The organism is Christiangramia forsetii KT0803 (assembly GCF_000060345.1).
Classification (GTDB): Bacteria; Bacteroidota; Bacteroidia; order Flavobacteriales; family Flavobacteriaceae; genus Christiangramia; species Christiangramia forsetii.
This window is the reverse complement of sequence record NC_008571.1, coordinates 2,024,084-2,043,488: the sequence shown is the minus strand read 5'-3', so window position 1 is coordinate 2,043,488 and position 19,405 is coordinate 2,024,084. Positions and strand designations below refer to the sequence as shown.

11 protein-coding genes are annotated in these 19,405 nt (G+C 37.8%); 9 read left to right on the top strand and 2 right to left on the bottom strand.

Annotated features, from left to right (window positions below):
* Positions 1-83 precede the first annotated feature (83 nt).
* The 9 genes from GFO_RS09125 (at position 84) to GFO_RS09085 (ending at position 15,879) form a co-directional block, all read left to right on the top strand.
* On the top strand, positions 84-4,571 hold the full coding sequence (locus GFO_RS09125) for an ATP-binding cassette domain-containing protein (protein WP_011709815.1): 4,488 nt from the start codon (positions 84-86) through the stop codon (positions 4,569-4,571).
* Positions 4,572-4,968: 397 nt separating this feature from the next.
* The gene (locus GFO_RS09120; RefSeq protein WP_011709813.1) at positions 4,969-6,609 is read left to right on the top strand and encodes a TldD/PmbA family protein; all 1,641 of its coding nucleotides are present in this window, start codon (positions 4,969-4,971) and stop codon (positions 6,607-6,609) included.
* 31 nt (positions 6,610-6,640) lie between these two features.
* Positions 6,641-7,954 (top strand): TldD/PmbA family protein, encoded by a 1,314-nt coding sequence (locus GFO_RS09115; RefSeq protein ID WP_011709812.1) that lies wholly within the window; start codon positions 6,641-6,643, stop codon positions 7,952-7,954.
* A gap of 136 nt (positions 7,955-8,090) precedes the next feature.
* Entirely contained in the window at positions 8,091-8,711 is a 621-nt protein-coding gene (locus GFO_RS09110; RefSeq protein WP_011709811.1) for a DUF4159 domain-containing protein, read from the top strand.
* Positions 8,712-8,721: 10 nt separating this feature from the next.
* Complete coding sequence (locus tag GFO_RS09105) at positions 8,722-9,738, top strand: AAA family ATPase (RefSeq protein ID WP_011709810.1); 1,017 nt, start codon at positions 8,722-8,724, stop codon at positions 9,736-9,738.
* Positions 9,735-10,631, top strand: coding sequence for a DUF58 domain-containing protein (locus tag GFO_RS09100; protein ID WP_011709809.1), 897 nt, complete (start codon positions 9,735-9,737; stop codon positions 10,629-10,631). The genes GFO_RS09105 and GFO_RS09100 overlap by 4 nt, the downstream gene beginning before the upstream one ends.
* Before the next feature lies 1 nt (position 10,632).
* Positions 10,633-11,928, top strand: a complete 1,296-nt coding sequence (locus tag GFO_RS09095; RefSeq protein ID WP_011709808.1) for a BatA domain-containing protein — start codon at positions 10,633-10,635, stop codon at positions 11,926-11,928.
* 74 nt (positions 11,929-12,002) lie between these two features.
* A complete protein-coding gene (locus GFO_RS09090; RefSeq protein ID WP_232501929.1) occupies positions 12,003-14,138 on the top strand; it encodes a tryptophan-rich sensory protein in 2,136 nt (711 codons plus the stop codon).
* A complete protein-coding gene (locus GFO_RS09085) occupies positions 14,128-15,879 on the top strand; it encodes a hypothetical protein (RefSeq protein WP_011709806.1) in 1,752 nt (583 codons plus the stop codon). Before GFO_RS09090 ends, GFO_RS09085 begins: the two co-directional genes overlap by 11 nt.
* Before the next feature lie 115 nt (positions 15,880-15,994).
* On the opposite strand, the gene GFO_RS09080 is transcribed toward GFO_RS09085, so the two are convergent.
* Both GFO_RS09080 and GFO_RS09075 read right to left on the bottom strand, forming a co-directional pair.
* Entirely contained in the window at positions 15,995-17,146 is a 1,152-nt protein-coding gene (locus GFO_RS09080) for a porin (protein ID WP_011709805.1), read from the bottom strand.
* 359 nt (positions 17,147-17,505) lie between these two features.
* Positions 17,506-19,350 (bottom strand): PLP-dependent aminotransferase family protein, encoded by a 1,845-nt coding sequence (locus tag GFO_RS09075; protein WP_011709803.1) that lies wholly within the window; start codon positions 19,348-19,350, stop codon positions 17,506-17,508.
* Positions 19,351-19,405 lie beyond the last annotated feature (55 nt).

Sequence of the window (19,405 nt, the reverse complement as noted above, 5' to 3'; positions counted from 1 at the left end):
CTTATGTATTTCTTAAAATTCATTTTAAGCTGTTATAATCTCTCTATATTTATTTTTTTCAAAAAAAGAAACAATAAGCCTTTATGCGCATCATTAATGCCTACCAAAATAATCTAAAAAACATTAATTTAAACATTCCTGAAAATCAACTGATTGTGGTGACCGGTTTATCAGGATCCGGGAAATCATCGTTGGCGATGGATGTTATTGCGAATGAGGGATACCGTTATTTTTTGGAAAGCCTTCCGGCATATAGTCAGCAAAATGCACAACTAATTCCTACTGCCGAAGTGGATGATATTGAAGGTCTGCCACCGGTAATAAGGGTAGAGCAATCAAAGCGTTTCCAGTCTGTCAAAGCTACTTTCGGAACCCTGTCTGAGCTTAGTGCTGTGTTTAGAGTTTTATTTGCCAGATATGCAGGTAAGGAAACTATGAGCAAGTCGCTCTTTTCCTTTAATCACCCTAAAGGGGTTTGTGAGCGCTGTCGGGGAATTGGGGAAGCTGAATATATAGATCTTAATAAACTGGTTGGAGATGAAAACAAAACGCTTAGAGAAGGCGCTGTTACCACGACTTTACCTAATGGCTACATCGTTTATTCTCAGATAACCGTTGATGAATTAAATAAAGTATGTAAAGCACATGGTTTTAATGTGGATATTCCCTGGAAGCAGCTTTCTGAAGAACAAAAAGAGGTCATTTTAAATGGTAGTGAGAGGATTAAGGTTTTCTACGGAAAACACAGTATAGAGTCCCGACTGCGATGGAAAGGCTTTAAAGCAAAGCCCAGAGAAGAAGGTTTCTATAAAGGGATTCTTCCTATTATGAGTAATATTTTAAGGCTTGATAGAAATCCAAATATCTTAAAATTTGTTAGTTCCAGTATTTGTCCGGATTGTAAGGGCGCACGTATTAAACCGGAACACCTGAAATTTAAATGGAAAGGCCTGAACTTTCAGGAATGGATGGAGCTTTCGTTAAAAGATTTGTATGATCTGCTGAAGCGTCAGAATCTTGTAGCCGGTGAGCAAGTTCTGGTTGATAAGATCTGTGATCAGTTATTCGATTTAATCCGGCTTGGAATGGAAGAATATTCCCTGAATACTCCAAGTACTGATATTTCTTCAGGGGACGCACAGCGAATCAAACTGATTCGGCAGGTGAATAGCAGCCTGCAGGGAATTCTGTATGTATTCGATGAACCTTCTATTGGTTTATCTGAAGATTACCAGGATTATTTACGCCACATTCTAAATCGTCTAATAAGTCGTGGAAACACCGTAATGGTAGTAGAACACGATTTAAATTTTATTAAATCTGCAGACTGGATCGTAGAATTAGGTCCGAAGGCTGGGGTACATGGAGGAGAAGTTATTTTCAACGGATCTATTCAGGAATTCCTTAGTGCCGAAAAAATTTCCAGTCCTACTTTAGCTGAATTGCGCAACACGACTTTCAGAAATGATAAAGAAGTCAAAAACGAGTCGGTAGATTTATTTCAGCCTCAACCGGATGAATTGATGCTTGTGACCAGGAAAACGCCCCTGATAATGGAGAGGCTATCCAATTATTGTGAAAAGAATGACTTAAAATTACTTAGCGTATCTGATCAACCCATCGGAAAAACTCCTAGAAGCAATCCTGCCACCTATACCGGTTTAGCCGATAAAATTCGTGATCTTCTGGCTAAATCTCCGGAATCGAAAAGCCTGAATCTTACAAAAACTGCCTTTTCCTTTAATAATAAACGAGGAAGATGCGAAGCCTGTGAAGGGGCTGGTGTAATTACGCTTTCTATGAATGTCATGGGAACGATAAATCAGATTTGTCCACGCTGTAACGGGAAGCGTTTTAAGGCTGAGGTATTACAAGTGCACTGGAACAAAAAGAATATTTCAGATATCTATAATTTGAGTATTTCGGAAGCTTATGATTTTTTTTCCGAAGAGAAGCAACTCCAAAAAATACTTTCTTTGATGCTGCAGCTGGGACTGGGATATATCAAACTGGGCCAGCCCTCCAATACCTTATCTGGTGGTGAAGCGCAACGTATTAAACTCACGAAGCATTTCGCAAAGCAATCTAAAAAAACACTCTTGTTGCTGGAAGAACCCAGTATTGGATTGCATCAGCAAAATGTAAGGGAACTGCTAAAGGCATTGCATCAGCTAAAAGCACAAACAGCAGGGATTATTTGTTTTGAAAGTCATCCACTCTTTAGATCTTCCAGTGATATGCTGGTAGATAATGCCTCGAAAACTCCGGAGCTAAAGCCAAAAAAAGTATTAGATCAACGTAGGGATGTGATTTCCATTAAAGGGGCTCGAACCCATTATCTCAAAGATCTGGATATAGATTTGCCAAAGAATCAATTATCTGTAATTACAGGAATTTCCGGTTCAGGCAAATCTTCTATGGTGATTGATACACTGCACGGCTACGGATTACAGGAAATGACGAAACAGTTTTCCGCTTATCAGCAGTCCAGAGTAGGCGTAAATTTTCAATTTGAGGTAGATCATATTGCAGGGCTTAGTCCTACCATCTGCATAACGCGTAAGACAAAAAGCTTTACGGAACGTTCTGATATTGCCAAGCAAACAGGAATAGATAAAATGTTGCGATTTGCTTTTTCGAGAAAAGCACAATATGAAAATAAAGAATTATCTGCCAGTCATTTTTCTAATAATCACGAGTTAGGAAAATGTGCTATTTGCGATGGAATAGGGGAAGAATTACTTCCCGATCTGGATAAAATAGTTTTAGATGAAGGCAAAAGTATAGCCGACGGATTATTTGAGCATAATAAAGCTTTGGGCTATTATGGTCATGCAGGAAGTCAGTATATGGCGATAGTAGAGGAACTTGGAGCAACTTATGGGTTTAGTCTGAAAACTCCTTTTAAGAAGTTAACAAATAACCAGAAAGAGATTCTATTTAACGGAACGGGCGAAACTGTCTGGAATACCAGCTGGCAATTTAAAACCAAAACCAGAGAAGGGGAGCAGGAACTAAGTATGCAATGGGAGGGACTATTCCATTATTTAAAAGAGGAATATTACAAAACCCGTAAAAATAAACATATAGATAAGCTAAAAGCTCTCTTTAGTCTTGCGGAATGCGGTCATTGTTCAGGCAGCGGATTAAAACCGGAACGTCTGGACTTTAAAATTGGAGGAAAATCTATCCATGAAATAAAGTTGCTGAGTTTTGAAGCTTTGGAAGACTGGCTTTCTAATGATAATTTTCAAGAGGAGATAGATAAAAAGCTCCTTTCCAAAATTAAGCCCTATTTATCCAATACGATCAACAGGGCGATGCAACTGCATATCAATTACCTGCAACTTCATCGAAAATCCTCCAGTCTTTCCGGAGGAGAAAATCAACGAGTAGCGCTTATCAAGCAGTTAAACAGCCCGTTAAAAGGCATTACTTACCTGTTGGATGAACCTTCCGCAGGATTATCCAGCGATAATATTCCCGATCTTATCAATATTCTGAAAGAACTTATTGAAAAAGGTAATACAGTCGTAGTCATCGAACATAACAAGGAGATTATTTTGTCCGCAGATCAGTTGGTTCAGGTAGGGCCGGAAGCAGGTAAACCTGGGGGATATATCACGTACCAGGGAACCCCTAAGAATTTTTTAAAACAAGCTATTTGTCATCCTTATCTGAAAAAACCTTCCAAAGCGGTTGCTTTAAAATGCGCCAAGGATGCAATCAATATTCAAAAATTAAATAAACATAGCTTAGTAAAGGATACATTGGAAGTTCCTATAGGAGGTATCACAGCTATTAGCGGGAAATCGGGCATAGGGAAAACAACCTTAGTAAAAGACATTTTAATTCCAAGTATTGAAACGAACACGCCGATAAATTGTGGGAGCATTAAATTTCCACAAACATATAAGGAAGCGCATTATTTCGAAGCTAAAAAGCTACGTTCCCATGCAAAAACCTTATTAGTTTCTTATCTAAATCTTCTGAAAGATATAAGTAAAATATTTGCACACGAAACAGCTCTTAAACCTCGTGACTTTTCCTATAAAACAAAAACGAGTCAGTGTCCTAATTGCAAGGGGAAAGGCTATTTAGAAACCAGTCTGGATGTCGTAGCCAATTCCATTGAAAAATGTGAGGTATGCCAGGGAAAACGCTATAATGATGATATTTTAAGACATACTGTGAGGTCGAAGAATATTGCAGACATACTAGCTTTTAATATAAATGAATTGAAAGAATGGGTACAAGGAGAAGTACCTGAAAAAACACTGCAATTCTTAGATCAGTTAGAGGAAGTCGGGCTGGCGCATCTTAGTTTAGATCAGCCGGTGCAGTCTCTTTCTTCAGGGGAAAAGCAACGTTTATTATTATTAAACTGGCTACAGGATGGGGCTACCAAGACACTTTATATTTTAGATGAGCCCAGCATCGGCTTACATTATGCTGATATTGACCTTTTGTATTCCATTCTTGAAAAGCTCAGCAAAGCCAATGATATTCTAATTATTGATCATAACCCTTACTTGCTGGAGAAAATAGGAGTTGGGGTGGTTTTGGAATAATTCAGGCAATAAGAGTTTTTAAATATAAAAGTTAGCAGGATGAAAACAGGAATTTGTTTACTCGGCTAAACTTCCCAACTACATTATATTGGTAGAATTCTTTTGAAATTTAATCCTCAATCTTATCCTTGACGCTATTGACATTTATACTTGATACATTTTTCTTCTAAATGCTGTTTTTACATAATTTTTACTATTTTTAGGATATTATTAAGAATAATGAAGGTTTTGATTTCATTTGAGCCTTCGTATAGCATATCTTTTAACACCCAATTTCGGGAAAATGATGATGAAACTCTTTAAACCCAAGAAGATAGGGAGAGCTTTTTCAGAATATGTTATCATCCTAAGTAATAGTTTAAAATAATTTATTCAATCAAGAAACAGATAGGTTTTTATGGAAAGAAGAAAATTTGTTCAATTAGCCGGTCTGGGAGCGGGGGCTTTAATGCTCCCAATGCAATTTATGGGAAGAGATATTCCTGCAGAAGCACTCCTGGAGCCCGGTATGGACGTGGCAATAAAAAAGAAAATGGCAGATGTAGCGCTAAATACAGCTAAATCTTTAGGTGCTACATATGCCGATGCCAGAATTGGCAGGTATCTTAATCAATATGTGTTTACCCGTGAAGATAAAGTCCAAAATGTAGTAAATACAGAATCATTTGGGATTGGTATTCGCGTGATTGCGAACGGTACCTGGGGATTTGCTTCTACTAATGAGGTGACCGAAGACGGAATCAAAAAAGCAACCGATCAGGCCGTGGCTATCGCCAAGGCTAATTCTATGATCCAGAAAGATCCGGTAAAATTGGCTCCGGTAGAATCGTATGGTGAAGTTTCATGGAAAACGCCGGTTAAAAAGGATTTTAAAGAAGTTCCTGTTTCAGAAAAAGTAGATCTTCTTCTGGATGCGAATGCTGCAGCTATGAGCAACGGGGCAGATTTTGTGAATTCTGCTTTATTTATGGTGAATGAGCAGAAATACTTTGCTTCCACAGAAGGTTCTTATATAGATCAGGATATTCATCGCATCTGGCCAACTTTTGGTGTTACGGCTATAGATCGTGCTGCCGGTAAATTTAAATCTAGAGACGCAATGAGTGCGCCAATGGGTATGGGCTACGAATATATGGACGGGCTGGAATCTGAAAAACTGGAAGGACCAGCAGGTCTCAAGTTATACAGAAATAGCTATGACATAGTAGAAGATGCCACAATGGCTGCCAAGCAGGCGAAAGAAAGGCTGACCGCAAAATCTGTAGAACCGGGAAAATATGATTTGGTATTAGAGCCAAACCATTTAGGTTTAACTATTCATGAATCTGTTGGACATCCATTAGAATTAGACAGAGTACTTGGATACGAAGCGAATTATGCCGGAACCAGTTTTGCTACTTTAGATAAGTGGAAATCTGGTGATTTTAAATATGGTAGTGATATCGTGAATTTAGTAGCCGATAAGGTTCAGCCGAACTCACTTGGTGCTGTGGGATATGATGATGAAGGAGTTAAAACCAAAGAATGGGATTTGGTGCGTAATGGTGTATTGACCAATTATCAGGCAATCCGTGATCAGGTACATATGATAGATCAAAATGAATCCCATGGTTGTTGTTATGCACAAAGTTGGAACGATGTACAGTTCCAGCGTATGCCAAATGTTTCCCTGGAGCCGGGCAAAGAAAAATATTCCATAGACGACATGATCAAGAATGTTGAAAAAGGAATCTATATAGCCGGAAGGGGATCCTATTCCATAGATCAGCAGCGTTATAACTTTCAATTTGGGGGTACCGTTTTTTACGAAATAAAGGATGGTAAAATCGTTGGGATGTTAGATGATGTAGCCTACCAGTCTAATACCCAGGAGTTCTGGAATTCCTGTGTGAAGATATGTGACAAAGATGATTATCGCATGTTCGGTTCCTTCTTTGATGGGAAAGGTCAGCCTTCTCAGGTAAGTGCGGTTTCCCATGGTAGTTCTACTGCCAGGTTTAATGGGGTGAATGTGATTAATACCGGTAGAACGGTGTAGATACAATTTTCTAAATAAAGATCTTATAATAATGGCAATATATACAAAAGAAGAAGCAAGAAAATTGATGGAAAAAGCCCTGAGCTTTTCTACAGCAGATTCTTGTGAAATCAATATGGGTGGCAGCGAGAGCGGTAATATTCGCTACGCCAGAAATACGGTAACTACGGCGGGGCATCAATCTAACCAGACCCTGGCAGTAACTTCCAGTTTTGGTAAAAAATCTGGAACTGCAACGATCGATGAATTTGACGATGCATCACTGGAAAAAGTGATAAAAAGAGCGGAAGAACTTGCGAAATTATCACCGGAAAACCCTGAATTTATGGAGCCTCTTGGCCCCCAGACTTATCAGGATTCAAAAGGTTTTATTGAAGGCACTGCCAATATTCAACCGGCATATCGTGCCAAGGTTGCAGCGAGTAGTATAGAACCAGCTTCGGCGAAAGATGTTACCGCAGCAGGGTTTTTGGAAGATTCAGCAGGTTTTAGTGCAAAAATGAATTCCAAGGGATTATTTGCCTACAACCAGTCTACGAATGTAGATTTTACAGTAACCATGCGTACTAATGATGGTACGGGTTCTGGCTGGGTAACCAGGGATTATAATGATATTTCAAAATTTAATCCTGAAGAAGCGGCTAAAGTGGCTATTGATAAAGCCGTGATGTCACGCGAAGCAAAAGCTATTGAACCAGGAAAATATACTGTTATTCTGGAGCCCGCGGCTTCGGTAGATCTGTTGGGAAACATGGCAGGATCATTCAACGCGCGTACTGCAGATGAGGGACGTAGTTTTATGTCTAAAGATGGCGGCACTAAAATGGGAGAAAAGATCGTGGATGAGCGTGTAAATATTTGGTCTGATCCACAACATCCAGACGTTCCTACTTCTACCTGGAATGGCGATGGTTTGCCTTTAAAGAAAATGAATTGGATTGAAAACGGAGTCGTTAAAAACCTTGCTTATAGCCGTTACTGGGCGAAGGAAAAGGGAGTAGAGCCGGTACCATTCCCCAGCAATTTCATTATGGCTGGTGGTGATGCTTCCCGGGAAGAACTTATAAAGAGCACTAAAAAGGGAATTCTGGTGACCAGGCTTTGGTATATAAGAGGGGTAGATCCGCAAACGCTACTCTATACAGGATTAACAAGGGATGGAACATTTTATATCGAAAACGGGGAGATAAAATATCCCGTTAAAAACTTCAGATTCAATGAAAGTCCAATAATTATGCTCAACAACCTGGAAGAACTGGGTGAGCAGGTTCGTATTGACGGAAATCTTATTCCGTATATGAAAATTAGAGACTTTACATTTACCAGCTTGTCTGATGCTGTTTAGAACTGATTAAATTTTTTATACTGGTTGTTTGGACTTTGTCTTTACAACCAGTTTTTATTTATCATATTTCCAACACAAAAGTCAGCCGGATTCTATCAAATTGATTAAATTATTCAACGTTTTAAAGTAAGTTGTTGTGAGTAATGAGTTTTTCTTTACCAGGCTGCAGTACGAGTCGGGAGATTGGGATGTAGACCAGCGTATGCCTTCTAATTTACTGAATTCTCTTGTAGAGTATACCACGCTAAGAATTGATAAACAGGAAAATATTGTCCCGTTAGGGAGTGACGAAATATTCGGTTGCCCTTTTTGTTATATCTCTGGTCATAAGCTGGTTCAGTTTACCAAAAAAGAGAAAGAAAATTTCAAGAAATATGTAGACAATGGAGGCTTTGTGTTTGCAGATGACTGTAACCATGATATAGACGGTTTGTTTGCGAAATCTTTTGAACGCCAAATGGAAGAAATTTTTGGTTTTTCAGCATTAAAAAAGCTTCCGAATGATCACGAATTGTATTCTATATTTTTTGAATTTGAAGATGGCCCTCCTACAACCTCACAGGAGCTTAATGGCTGGGGTGATGATCTGGTACATGATTATTTAAAAGCTATAGAAGTGAATGGAAGGATTGGGGTTTTGTATAGCAATAAAGATTATGGTTGTGAGTGGGATTACGATTTCAGAAACAAACGCTGGTATAAAATAGATAACACACGTTTTGGGGTGAACATCGTTATGTATGCGTTGACCTCATAAAATAGATAATATGGAAAAAGACCTGGAAGTTTTAGAACGGGAAGTGCAAAGCCTTACCGGGAAGCTAAAAGATTTAAAACGGGAAATTGCCAAAGTAATAATAGGGCAGGACGAAACGGTAGAACAATTAATAATATCATTTCTTGCGGGAGGTCATATCTTGTTAGAAGGAGTTCCCGGCTTGGCAAAAACATTGATGATCCGAACCCTTTCCCAGGCAATAGATCTAAAATTCAGAAGAATACAGTTTACGCCAGATCTAATGCCTTCAGATATTATTGGAACTGAAATTCTGGAAGAAGATCACAGCACCGGAAAGAAATTTTTTAAATTCAACAAAGGACCCATTTTCGCTAATATTATCCTGGCAGATGAAATTAACCGTACCCCACCAAAAACACAGGCGGCTTTACTGGAAGCAATGCAGGAATTTGAAGTAACCTATTCCGGCCAAACCTATAAACTGGACAGACCTTTCTTTTTGCTTGCTACACAGAATCCAATAGAACAGTCTGGAACTTTCCCTTTGCCGGAAGCGCAACAAGATCGTTTCTTATCCTATATTAAAATTGGTTATCCTTCTGAAAAAGAGGAAACTGATATTTTAATGCAGACTACAGGACTCAAGTCCAAAAAAGTTATACCTGTGCTTAACGGTGAGGATATTCTCAGGTTACAGGAACTTGTTCGGGAAGTGCCTATTAGTGAAGATCTGGTGAAAACAGTTAGTAAACTGGTACGCTCTACCAGGCCGGAAACTACCAATAACGATTATGTGAAAGAATGGGTAAACTGGGGTGCTGGTCCTCGTGCGGGACAGGCCATGATTTTAACGGCAAAAGCTCGCGCATTAGTTCACGGCAGGCTTGCGGTAACCATGGAAGATTTAAAGCATGTTGCTTTACCGGTTTTGCGACACCGAACCATCCTCAACTTTAAAGCGGAAGCAGAAGGCATTAGTTCAGACGATGTAACCCGTCATCTTCTAAAATCAATTAATGCAGAAACAAATACATCGAAGAGGTGAAAACCGAATATAAACAATTATTAAAACCTGAAATTGTAAATAGCGTTTCTGGATTGTCGCTTATTGCCAGGGTGATTGTAGATGGATATTTACATGGGCAGAATCACAGCAGGCGGGTAGGAGCAGGAATGGAATTCAGTCAATACCGGGGATATGAGCCTGGTGATGATTTAAGGCGCTTAGACTGGAAAGTACTGGCCCGTTCCGGAAGGTATTACATCAAACAATCTGAGATTGAAACCAATATTGCGGTAAAATTTATAGTAGACGCCAGTAAATCGATGTTGCATAAAGAGGACGGAATTTCTAAATCGGAATATGTAAAGGTTGTAATAGCTTCTTTAGCTCATCTCTGCCAGAACCAGGGTGATGCAGTAGGTTTGTTTGCACTGAATAATCAAAATGTGAGGAGTGTTTTTCCCAAAATGCAAAAGCAACATTTTAATCGATTTTTACTGGAACTTATCAATATTAAGAATGAAGGTAAATGGCCGGATAATCCTGGAATCATTGAAAACATTCATAATAGGGGGGAGAAGGAACTCATCATTCTTATTTCTGACATGTACGAAAGTAGTACTGAAATAACCAATTTGATAAAAAGCCTGAAAACTTCCCGAAATGAAATAGTTTTATTTCAAATTACCGGGAAAAGAGAAATGGATTTTGATTACAAAGGCACAGTTACTTTTGAAGATCTGGAAACCGGACAACGTATTAAAATAGATGCCGAAAAAGCGAAACAGGATTATCTAAATGCTTTCAAAGAAAAGATTAATACCGTTAAAGACGATTTATTAGCCAACGATATTAGCTACCAGCTTTTCAGGATGGATGAAAATATAGGGCAATTGTTACAAATATTTTTAAAGAACAGGAATAGGTTAGTGTAATATGGTTTTTCTGAATCCCACATATTTATGGGCTCTTCTGGGGCTTGCCGTTCCCATTCTAATTCATTTATGGGGTAAAAAAGAGGGTGCCACCATTAAGATTGGGAGTATTCAGTTTCTTAAGGAATCAGATCCAAAAAAAACAAGTTCCATCAACATTAATGAATGGTGGTTATTATTGCTCAGGATGCTTATAATTGGAGTCCTGGCCTGTATTCTTGCTAATCCAGTTATTTCAAATGATAAAACCACAAAAAAGGTCACATATCTTATAGAACCATCGATTGTTCTGGATTCAAAGTTTGAAAACCTGGTAGATTCTTTAAGATTAGACCATGATTTAAAAGTACTTCAAAATGGCTTTCCAGACCTGGATATAGATAAACTGAAATCTGGAGAAACTATTGCTCCAGATTATTGGCAGCTGGCAAAAAAGATGGAAAAACTATCTGCAGATAGTATTGTAGTGTTTACCCGAGCTATGGTTGCTGGAATTCAGGGGAAACGCCCGGAAATCAATAAAAAGATCAATTGGATACTTTTGAATGCTGAAAATTCCAAAGTCGTACCTGTGGAGGCTAAAAGAAAAGGAAATGATATTCAGCTACTTTCAATGTTGAGTGATGAAAAACATCTAAAGTTTGAAAAAGAAACTGTATCTATCAATGACCCTAAACTTGAACTTAATAATCAGGGCGATAGTTTAAAAATTAGGGAGACTAACAAGCTTCATCAATTAGCCTTGCAGGAGGATAGAGAATTAGGAGTGAAATTATTCTTTTCAGATAGTCTGGCAAAGGAAGCACGTTATATCTCGAGTGCTTTTTCAGCAATTTCAAACTATTTGGATATTGATATTCAACTCACTAAAACCAGAAATAGGGATAGCCTGAATATTCTGGAACAAAATCTCGTCGTATGGCTAAGCAACCAATCGATGCCGGAAACCTCTGGGACTGCACTGATTTACCAGCCAGACAGCCTGGCGAATACTATTGTTGAACCCGGACCCAATAAAAATACATTTTATCTCACCCGTCCCTTGAATGCTGAAAATATTGTAGAAGAACATCTGGCAGAAAAACTGATCGGTTTGCTTGATCTTCATGAAGTAGATGAAAAGATTGAAAAAAATGATACTCGGGTAATGGATAGGGCAACTTTTCTACCCGTAGAGAATTCAAAAAATAAACCAAAAAACCAACCAGTTGCAGCTTCTATTTCCAAATGGTTCTGGCTGGTACTGGTTTTATTATTAATAATGGAGCGGGCTTTGGCCGCTTATAGAAAACAGTGAAACAAACAGGGATAAACATATTGACCAATTTTAAAAAGCGATGGCAATTACTGCTTTGCCTTAAAATTGCTATAATGGCTTTGGGGCCTGCTATATTGATGTTTTTTATCCTGAACAATCTGTTGTGGGCTACTCTGGCTTTTTCAGGAATTGTCGGTTTGCTGGCTATTATTTATCAACCCTGGAAAATAGATCTAAAGAGCGTGAGCAATTCCATAGATCATCAACTGACGAGCATGGAGAACAGCTCCGGGTTGTTATTAGTGTCCACCGAAAATCTTTCTGGTATTGCCAGACTTCAGCAGAAAAAAGTCAGCAGGAAATTACAAGACCATAGAAATGAAATTAAGCCCGGAGTTAAGTTTGGGAAGACAGTAATATTCTTTTTTACCTGTGCAGGGATTGGATTTATTCTTTATCAATTTCATTGGTTTGATACAGCAGAAAATTTAAATTCTTCAGATGAGCAGGAAGAAATTATAAGTTTTAAGCCTATAGATTCAGTAGCCGGTAAAACCACCCCGCCTAAGCTGGTAAAACAGGAACTCATTGTTAGCTATCCTTCGTATACCAATATTTCTTCTTTTACCGCTTCAAATATGAATGTAAAAGCTGTGGAAGGTACCCGGTTGACCTGGAAATTACAATTTGATAGCGCCCCGGATAGTGTTTTTATGGAAAGTATGGGGAATCAATATCCCATGAATTTCAGTAACGAGACCTATACCAGAAGTTCCACCGTAACAGGCTCCGGATTTTACAATTTTCGATTTACAGATGAGCAGAATGCTTCCTATACTTCAGATCTATTTGCCATTGAGGCTTTTGAAGATCAAAGTCCAGTTATCGTAATTAATGACTTAAAACAGTTTGAGACCTACAAAGTGGATGAGAGCAAAGATATTTCCTTTGAAACCTTGCTTACAGATGATTTTGGTTTAGGGGAAGCTTATATAATTGCAACGGTTAGCAAAGGCAGCGGTGAGTCGGTAAAGTTCAGGGAAGAAAAATTAAGTTTTAAGGAATCTATAAGTATTGGAAAAAAACGTCAACGTTTATCCAAAACCATGAATTTGGATGCACTAAAAATGGAAGCAGGTGATGAACTATATTTTTATGTTGAAACCCTGGACCTTAAACGACCTACACCAAATAAAGCCAGGAGTGAAACCTATTTCGCAGTAATTCAGGATACGGCTACGACTAGTTTTGCCGTGGAAGGGAGCATGGGTGCAGATCTTATGCCGGAATATTTCAGAAGTCAGCGCCAGCTCATTATCGATACTGAAAAGTTAATTGAAGAACGATCAAAACTATCGAAAGAAGCCTTCAATACCGAAAGCAATAATCTGGGATTCGATCAAAAAGCCTTACGCATCAAATACGGCCAGTTTATGGGTGACGAGACAGAAGGAATGGAGGCGCAGAATACTGGTGAAGGAACAGAACATGAGTCTCATGATGATCCTTTAGCAGAATATAGCCATGATCACGATGGAAATAACGAACATAATCTTGTGGAAGTTAAAGAGAACCACGAGGAAGAGGATGCAAAGAATCCATTAAGCGAATACGTTCATAATCACAGCGATCCGGAAGAATCCACACTTTTCAGCAATTCTCTGAAAAGTAAATTACGGCAGGCTTTGAATATCATGTGGGATGCAGAATTGTACCTTCGTATGTACGAACCTGAAAAATCCTTGGCTTACCAGTATAAGGCTCTGGCACTAATTCAGGAGATAAAAAATTCTGCTCGTATTTATGTGCACCGCATAGGTTTTGATCCGCCACCAATTAAAGATGACGTTCGATTGTCTGGAGATCTGGAAGAAGTTTCCAGTTTTAGAAAGAAAGAAAACCTGGAGGAACAAGATGCTAGTAATTCGATGCGACTGGCGATTGGCAGGTTGGAAGATCTTAAAAATAATCCGCAAACTATTTCGGAAGAGGATAAGAAGCTTTTTGAAAATGCCGGGGATGAACTTGCCGTTATTGCTATTAACCAGCCGGGCAATTATTTAGATATCCTCCAGCAACTAAAGTCTTTAACGGGAAACCTTGAGATTTCTGAGAAAACACTTACCACGGTTCAACACGGTTTACTTAAAGCAGTAGGAGAATTAAAACCCAGTCCAGCTAAGAACATCAAATTTTCAGGCCAATTAAATAATATGGTTTTGGAGGAACTGGCTAAAAATGATGAATAACATTACTTTTTTAAATATCGATTGGCTTCTGCCGGTAATTTTTTCTGCGATTTTAATTTGGCTAATATTCATCTGGAAAGAATGGTATGTTTCTAAAAGCAAGAGATTTTTGCTAAAGTCTTTTCTGGCATTTTTATCGATTGGATCATTGGCACTAATAGCATTAAAGCCGGTTAGGTTAGTTGAAGCTGAAAAGAATAAGGCTTTAATTTTAACTCCCGGTTATAATGAAGAACAGCTAGATAGTCTCCAAAAGGAAACCAGGAATCTGAAAATTTTGAGATATGAACCGGGTGAACCCGTTTTGGAAGAAGAAGATAAAATAACTTCCGCTTTTATACTGGGACATGGCATTTCCTCTTTCGATTTGTGGCAATTTGATGGGATTTCTTCCAGTTTTTTACCTGGTGATCGTCCTGATGGAGTGATTAAATTGCGCTATAAAGAGAAAAATTCAATAGGGAAATCTTTTATTATACAGGGTAAATATAATAATCCCAAAAATGGAAATCAATTAGTCCTGAAAGGCCCTGGAGGAAGTAAATTGGATTCTATATCCTTGAAGGATGCTAAAAATCAATCTTTCAGCTTAAAAACCAGCTTAAAAGCTAAAGGCAATTTTCTTTATTCCCTGGTAGAAAAGGACTCTTTAGGAAATGTACTTTCTTTAAATCCTGTTCCTGTAAGAGTAGCAGACCGGCAGATTTTAAAAATTTTAATACTTAATGCATTTCCTACTTTTGAAACCAAATATCTGAAGAATTTTCTTGCAGAATCAGGTCATAAAGTTGTGGTAAGGAGTCAGCTTACCAGGGGAAGATTTAAATTTGAATATTTTAATACAGAACGATTACCGGTAAACAGCCTTTCAGAAGAAATTCTGGCAAATTTTGATCTTTTGGTAATAGATGCTAATCAGTTGAAAAATATAGGAGGCACCAATTATGATAACTTACATAAAGCAATAAGAGAGCAGGGATTAGGTGTTTTTATTCAGCCCGATTTAAGCTTATTTAATGCATCGCGAGAGTTTCCTGAATTTGATTTCACAACGAATAATAATTCCGAATTCAGACTAAAAGAATGGCCAAATGTGCCGGTAAAGACCTACTCATTTATAATTCAGGATAGGTTTAGGTTCCAACCTATTCACGAATCTGAGTCCGGAATACTTTCAGGTTATACGAAGCTTCAAAATGGGCGAATGGGGACTAGCGTGTTCAAGAATACTTATCAATTAATTTTAGATGGTAATACCGCAGTTTATCAAGCTTTATGGTCTCAGCTAATAGAAAAACTCGCAAAGAAAAAAAATCCGGTTATTGAATGGAACAGCGATTCTTTTATGGCGTATGCAAACGAACCTTTTTCATTTAAAGTAAGAACTACTATTCAGGATCCGGAAATTATAGATAATCAACAAAATGAAATTCCCATAAAAAGTAATATTGATATTCCCACTCTATGGGAGGGAACTACTTTTTCAAGAGAGAAAGGCTGGCAGTTTCTTACAGCCACGCAGGATACCACTTCTGGATTTTATTATTATGCAGGGGATAAAAAAGACTGGTCAAGTTTGAGAGCGCAAGAGACAATGCAACAGAATCTACGATATTTCAACTCAGACTTAAACTCAAATCAGCTTCAGAAAGTACAGGAGCCTATCAATCTATTCTGGTTTTATATAATTTTTCTGTGTTCTATCGGGTTTTTATGGCTGGAACCTAAAATGAGTAATTGATCTTTTCATACAATTATTTATTAATTATAGGATTGATGAAAACATGAATATGGGGAATTTTTGTTCGAAATATTGTTATAGATATGAAAGCTAAATGAAAGTAACAGGTACCGTATTATAACAACAGCAATGGTGCAATGATGCCTACTCTAACTTCATTCCTATTATAATCTGCAGCATTAAATTGATCTTCGGCATATGGGGTATAATTATAGAACCTACCAATATAAGCCAGGAAAAATTTAAGATTGAAGTCTTTAAACGGACTATAGTATAGCGTGGGAACCATCCCGTAACTTGTTCTCAGACGGTTACGGTCCTCATTCTCTTTACCGTAAGCGTTGCTAGTCATTAGACTTAATAAGCCTCTGAATTTTGGGCTAAACTGGTATTCTGCTCTCATCCAGTTTTCTATATATATCGCATCTTGTGCTACCGAGCCGGTATCGAAGATATCGGTAACAATACCTTTGGTATCAATCTCTTCATAGCTATAGTTAAAATCGTACATCAAGGTGAGGTTGTCATTTTGATACTTATTACCTAAGGTAAAAAAATAGGTTCCTCTACTTTTTACCTGGTTTGAATAACTCAGGCTATAAATCGTTTGAAATTTTCCATCAAAAAAGTTTCCACGCCAATTTCCAACCACTGCTACCGGCCAGATGGGTTCTTCGATGTTTTCTGCCACTTCATCGCCGTAAATATCGTCATATAGCATGGTGCGTGAATTTAATATTTGAAACCCGAATTTGTGATCTTCTTCAGGTTGATACGTAATCCCGGCGCCGGTAACATATGCCAGGGCATTACTTTGAATATCATTGTATTCCAGAACATTCAGTGCGCTAAACTCATATTCATAACCGCCATAAAAGGCATAAGTTTTTCCAATTAAGACATTGAGTTTAGGGCTAGCTTTGATGTCTACGTAGGCTAGTTCAATATTACTTCCCAATTGATCCAGACTTTGAATATCGCTGCCTCTATTAAAACGGTTTCTAAAACGAAAGTTTACCCGTTCATGCAATTTGGCTGCAAATCCAAGTGCCGTAAAACCATTTTCAAACTGCATCCCATTGTAATAACGATCCCCACCCCTAAAAGTATATGCCTGAAACTCTGTACGTAAATCGAAAGTAATATCGATATTATTTAAGAGCTCTATTTTTTCAGCGGAAATAATAGGCTTTGTGAGACTGTCGTTAATCTGGGAATATCCTGATAAAGGTGATAATAAAAGCACAATTATTAAAAATGACTTCATAAAATAATTAGGATTTACGATTTTGATTTAGATGAAATTGTAATAAGAGAGTCAGCGATCGATAGATTTGGCTCAATTTATTTTTGTAGGGGCTTCGTTTAAATTTACTAAAATTTCATCGAAATAAGCGTATAGGCTAATTAGTTAGAATCTTCAATTTTATTGGGTTATTCGATCCCTTTAACGGGAAACTTAATTTTTCAAATTTATTACTGAAATTTGAGCATAAAGATTCAGGAGGAAGAATTGGTATAATCCCACAAAAAAAGTATCCAATCCGGAACAAAACCAATTTCTATAAATGGTCTTAATTTCCTGACTGGATACTTTTTCTTAAAACTTTAAGTTCTTTCTTTATTCTAAATTTGTACTACAAAATCTGCAAACACCTTTTTATGAAGTTCCAGGTCTAAATCTGGAGATACTGAAACTCTGGCAATATAATCTTTGTCATCTTCTTTAGTGGTTCCCTGAGTTGAGGTTGCCGGAATCGTCCAGTAACAGCCTTTTAGCTGACCATAACTCACACAATACTTACTTTCATTTGGGATCTCAGTGATCATCATATCGATCAATTGCAAATTCAAAGCTCTTTTGTATGATTCTCTTTCTTCATCAGTACTTCCTTTCGTAGGAAGATCTAATGAAAACACCGATGGGGTAAAGCCTTCCTTAGCTAATTCATCTGAAACAAAATTGATTTTAGCTTCCGGCAAAGTGGTCTCGATAAAGTTTACAAATTCACGAGTATTCTTATATGCATCTTTTATTCTTTGATTCATAGAAGGTAGTTGCTCTGCTAATATTTCAACCTGAAGAGCGGTAGCTTCATTGTCACAAAGTTCCAGGTGCTTGTCTATTTTATCCAATAAAGATTCCGCTTTTTTGTTCGCTACACAATAACCTGCAGTACATCTTCCTCCACTTGGAAATTTAGATCCGCTTACATATGAGATGGTCCTAATTGCGGAGAGGATACCGTCTTCTCCACAGAACTGTATGTTAGGGCAAAAGGTTTGATCTAGAATAAAAACCGGATCGATGGCTGCTTTACCATAGGCATTTGTACGTTTTTTACTTAAAACCTCCCGTAATTTTTCCAGATCTGGAACTTCAACTCTGGGATTAGTAGGAATTTCGGCAATAATAAATGGTACGGCATCTTCTTCCGCTACTTGTTCCATTACCTTATTGGTGCTTTGAACCATATCGTTATTGCCATCTACAGGTAAGTCTAATATTTCTACATTTTCAATACAAGCCGCCACTCGTCTTGCCTGATCATTGGTGCCACCATAGCAATTTGGAGGCACAATAATTTTGATGGCTTTTCCTTTGTGCTTTTCAAGTGCTTCATCAATAAGTCCCATCATAATGGCATATTGAACAGATAGTCCACAGGAACCCAAAAGTACTTTCGAGGTGGTGGCGGTGATCTCCTGAACCGAATTTATTACACTTGACTTATTAGTTTCGTAGCTGTTCTTTTTCTGAGTTGTTGAAGGTTGGCCTATTAAATCCTGCAATGCAGAAAAACAGTCGGCGGGTGTCATGGCAATGCTTTCTCGTCTTCGAACATGCTGGATTTCTGAAATATAGGATGCATTTTGCGCGCCATTTACCAGTAGAACACTTCCTAGTTCAGCTTGCAGGTTTATATAAAAATCGATATTCGAATTAATATTAATGTCAGTCAGATCATCTTCCCGGGAAATAAAAATAGTGCTGCCATTAAACTCAGAAACATCTTCTGCTTTCACGACCTGTTTTAATTCAAAGTTATAATTGTAAACCTGTTTTAACGCTTGAAAATCAAAACAATCTGGCAATTTATCTGTGTAAACGATCTGGGTATCTTTCTTTTTAAATAAATTCTTTCTTAGCAACGCTAAAACAGGCATTGTTCTCGAAGAAAAACTAATGACATTTTCTGATTTTAGATCATTCAGCTTGGCAATTCCCCATTCTAAGATTGTAGATAAGGGATGTCCCAAACGAATATAATCGAAGGCCGTAGGCAATTCACTAAGAGCGGCTTTTTCAAAATTTTCAGTCTTAAATAAGATTTCGAACCGATCAATAAATTCAGTTTTTGCCAGCTCTTCATTATAAATATCCAGTCGATGGGTGGTAAGTTTTAACCAGTCTTCCGGCATATTTGCTAATACATTTTCTATATAGGTGGTCACTTTAGACGCTTTCATAATCTTCAATTTTAGATCGGTGGGGAATATAAATGAATTGGGTTATTTTAAAAAG

Coding starts and splice junctions, on each gene's coding strand:
- GFO_RS09125 (WP_011709815.1), top strand. CDS start 84: ATGCGCATCATTAATGCCTACCAAAATAATCTAAAAAACATTAATTTA.
- GFO_RS09120 (WP_011709813.1), top strand. CDS start 4,969: ATGGAAAGAAGAAAATTTGTTCAATTAGCCGGTCTGGGAGCGGGGGCT.
- GFO_RS09115 (WP_011709812.1), top strand. CDS start 6,641: ATGGCAATATATACAAAAGAAGAAGCAAGAAAATTGATGGAAAAAGCC.
- GFO_RS09105 (WP_011709810.1), top strand. CDS start 8,722: ATGGAAAAAGACCTGGAAGTTTTAGAACGGGAAGTGCAAAGCCTTACC.
- GFO_RS09095 (WP_011709808.1), top strand. CDS start 10,633: ATGGTTTTTCTGAATCCCACATATTTATGGGCTCTTCTGGGGCTTGCC.
- GFO_RS09090 (WP_232501929.1), top strand. CDS start 12,003: ATGGCTTTGGGGCCTGCTATATTGATGTTTTTTATCCTGAACAATCTG.
- GFO_RS09085 (WP_011709806.1), top strand. CDS start 14,128: ATGATGAATAACATTACTTTTTTAAATATCGATTGGCTTCTGCCGGTA.
- GFO_RS09080 (WP_011709805.1), bottom strand. CDS start 17,146: ATGAAGTCATTTTTAATAATTGTGCTTTTATTATCACCTTTATCAGGA.
- GFO_RS09075 (WP_011709803.1), bottom strand. CDS start 19,350: ATGAAAGCGTCTAAAGTGACCACCTATATAGAAAATGTATTAGCAAAT.